We start from the raw sequence: 1826 nt of genomic DNA, 5'->3' as shown, positions 1-1826 counted from the left end.
TCGTCCCGTCCACGCCGCCAGTGCCGTCGCCCGCCAATCCAGGCAAACTACGCCGCTGTCATGAATAAGCCGGGTTAATCCAGAAAAGATCGATTCCTTCGCCATCGGCCTGAAATCAGATCTGGCGGATCGCAGGCTGCGGATCAATGTCGAGGGCTTCTACTATAACTATAAGGACATTCAGGTCGAAGCCATTGACCCTGCGACCAGCCTGCCCCTGACCCTGAACGCCGCCAAGGCCGAGATCGCTGGCTTTGAGGCCGAGATTACAGCCATTCCAACCCCTGCCCTGCAACTGACGGCAGGTCTCTCGTGGATTCCCAAGGCGGAATATGAATCCTTCCCTGGTGCGCTGACCTTTGTTCCCCAAGCAGGCGGTGGTGCCACCCAGATTAACGAGGACGCCTCAGGCAACCGTCTTATCAACACGGCCAAATTCAGCTTCACCCTGGGTGCATTCTATTCAATAGAAACCCGTTCGGGTGATTTCGATATCAACGTCAACTATGCTTATAATGACGGCTATTTTTTCGACTTTGGTAATCGGATCAAAGAGAAATCATTTGGTTTGCTTGGTGCGAGGGTGACCTGGACCGACACTACCGAAACATTCAAGATATCCGTTTATGGCCAGAACCTGACGGGTACCGAATATCATAGCAGATACTTCCCAAGTGATTTTGTCATTGGTGCTTCGCCTGGTGCGCCGCGAACCTACGGCATATCCGCTGGAGTCATGTTCTAACGGTTTCTTTGAAGCGCAGGGTCGCAGACGGGACGGAGCAACGCCCCGTCAGCCCGATTACAGCACAGCATCGACCCGCTCCCAACTTTTTTTGAGAAAGCCCTGATATGATTACACTTTACGGACATTCGTTTTCGCGTGCCCATCGCAATCTATGGATGCTGAAAGAACTGGGTGTACCTTTTGAACATGTGCCCACCGGCTTTTTTGACGGCAGCACAAAGAAGCCTGAGTTCCTTGCCATCAATCCCAACGGGCGGGTTCCGGTTCTGGTCGATGACGGACAGCCGATCTTCGAATCCATGGCGATCAACCTTTATCTCGCGCGCAAATTCCGCGGCGAGCTAGCACCGCAATCGCTGGTTGAGGAAGGACTCGCCACCCAGTGGAGCTTCTGGGTCACGACAGAAGTCGAAAAGCCGTTGATGGTGGCCGCCGCCAACCTGTTGATGTTCCCCGAACATCAGCGCAACAAAGAAGAATCGCAGGCCATGCTCCAGAAGCTGGACCGCCCCTTGCGCGTTCTTGATGCCCATCTGGCAGACAGGCAGCACATTCTGGGCGGAGGCTTTACGGTGGCAGATCTCAATGTCAGCGCCCCCTTCTCGCTTGGCGTGCTGGCCGGAGTGAATTTTGGCGAATATCCCAACCTCAAGGATTGGATGCACCGCTGCCTGGAACGCCCGGCAGCAGCCGACTGGAAGCCCATCACCTTCACCATACCCCGCCCCGAAACCGCGCTGGGTATGCTCACTGCTTTTGTCTGAACGCAAAACAGCCGGGCCGCGCCTGCCTGTTGGCGAGCGCGGCGCGGCCTTTCCGACAGGTCGTCCACCGACTGACGCACACGCCATTTAATCACTGTCTTTTCGTTGAACCCGAACTGATCTCAATGTTCCGCTGTAGAGGGCGGTGACGAACCAGGCCAATGGAACCCCAGCGATTGGAACCCCAGCGATTTGCTGAGCGTGGCGGTTTAAAGACCAGTCATTGGATAGGTTGCTCCTTTTAGATCATTTTCCATTCATTCCGGTTCATAGCCACATGATTTGAAGTAGTTGGCGCATTCGTTGGGTTGGAA

At 54.8% G+C, this 1826-nt stretch carries 2 protein-coding genes; both read left to right on the top strand.

Annotation, left to right across the window (positions count from 1 at the left end):
* Positions 1 to 64 precede the first annotated feature (64 nt).
* Positions 65 to 745 (top strand): TonB-dependent receptor domain-containing protein, encoded by a 681-nt coding sequence (locus tag V2I08_RS20685; protein WP_405053685.1) that lies wholly within the window; start codon positions 65 to 67, stop codon positions 743 to 745.
* A gap of 107 nt (positions 746 to 852) precedes the next feature.
* On the top strand, positions 853 to 1512 hold the full coding sequence (locus V2I08_RS20350) for a glutathione S-transferase family protein (RefSeq protein WP_349636567.1): 660 nt from the start codon (positions 853 to 855) through the stop codon (positions 1510 to 1512).
* Positions 1513 to 1826 lie beyond the last annotated feature (314 nt).

The sequence above is a fragment of the Sphingobium sp. MK2 genome, assembly GCF_040170545.1.
GTDB lineage: Bacteria > Pseudomonadota > Alphaproteobacteria > Sphingomonadales > Sphingomonadaceae > Sphingobium.
This window is presented reverse-complemented; position numbering and strand designations above follow the sequence as displayed.

Excerpts from the sequence above, each read along its gene's own strand:
- V2I08_RS20350 (WP_349636567.1), top strand. The coding sequence starts at position 853 with ATGATTACACTTTACGGACATTCGTTTTCGCGTGCCCATCGCAATCTA.